General features: G+C 35.3%; 2 protein-coding genes. Both read left to right on the forward strand.

The window, feature by feature from the left end:
- Window positions 1-231: hypothetical protein (locus KEM09_RS21785; protein WP_212232062.1), on the forward strand; the 231-nt coding region annotated here is incomplete at its 5' end.
- Between the two features lie 59 nt (window positions 232-290).
- A complete protein-coding gene (locus KEM09_RS21790) occupies window positions 291-1,184 on the forward strand; it encodes a hypothetical protein (RefSeq protein ID WP_212232064.1) in 894 nt (297 codons plus the stop codon).
- The last annotated feature ends 227 nt before the right edge of the window (window positions 1,185-1,411 follow it).

Raw genomic sequence — 1,411 nt, forward strand, 5'->3', positions numbered from 1 at the left:
TTTGTTTGTCTTATAGGCCAATTCTACTGGAATAATAAAACTTTATCCATCATTTTATCCGTGATTTTATCTATAGGTTCATTCGTTTTAATTTTAATGGCTATTTATTTTATTGGCACAACAAACTCTAAATTATTACAAGCAATCTCAATGTTGATTTTTGGAGTATTCTTGTTATTTACTGGACTAACAATGACAAGAAAAAATAGAAGTATTGAGACTCATGTTTAAGACATTAAGGATTGATAAGCACACAATAAAATAATGCCAGCCGCTAACAAACCGCAATAATGCATAGCAGGCAGCAGTGGGGTTTGGTTGTGCAGATTCCCGCCTCGATTGTCAGTCCTGTTGGACGGACAATCATCACCGCAAATCTGCTACAGCATCATGCGGCAGGCCGTTGGCACCAAAACAATAAGCATATCGCACAAATGAATTTTAATAAAAAAGTATTAATCTTTAGCATTCTATTTAATTGTTCCTTTATTCTTTCAAGTCAAACAATCTCAGAAGGTAGCTACAAATGTGAAACAGATTACTTTGAAGTTAATATGACGTTTTCAAAGAAAAAACGTTTTATTTTAAATTATAGACAAAAGTATCATGCAAGTGTTGTAGGTAGTATTGCTGTGACTCAAGAAGAAGAGGTTAAAAAGGCTTGCGGGACTTATACGATGGAAGAGGGTATCTTAACTCTCAAATATGAAAAATACAACACCAAAATAAAGCCAGAATATTCCGTGCAATCAGTAAAAAAGCACAATTCTGATAGCTTATTTTTTGACTTTAGTATAAACCAAGATAAAAACCAATTACCACAACCTGGGACTTGCGTAGTTTTCTTCCACAAAGATAGTGTAACTGCATATGGTGTCGCAGATATTAATGGAAAAACACTTATTAGGATATCTCCAGAAACAGAATGGGAAAGAGTTGAAATAAGTTTTATCGGCTTTGAGAGCATCTTAATGGATAAAAGTGAATTTAAAAAAAGACATAATGAGTATTCAATTTCAATCTACTTACGTGAACCACTATTGCCAGAAATAATTGAGGAAGGAAATGATGAATTCAGAATAATTGAATTATCAAGTGACACTATAAACATCAAAGCATTATATTCAGAGAAACGTCGATTTATTTATAGAGATTGGGCACTAATGAAAGTAAACAAAAAATAATGTTCAGGTGCCAACAATGGCTAATAAAGCATGTCGAGGTTTGGTGTGGTTTGGTTGGGCAGATTCCCGCCTCGATAGTCCGTCCTGCCGGACAGACAATCATCACCGCGAATTCGCCACGCTTCATAGCCGAACCGTTAGAGCGTAATATGGAACGACATGACGACAATTTTCAGTCGGATTTCAGAAAAATGAAACAGGTAAATAAGGAAGACCGGCCCGATGGC

The organism is Carboxylicivirga mesophila (genome assembly GCF_018271975.1).
Lineage (GTDB): Bacteria > Bacteroidota > Bacteroidia > Bacteroidales > Marinilabiliaceae > Carboxylicivirga > Carboxylicivirga mesophila.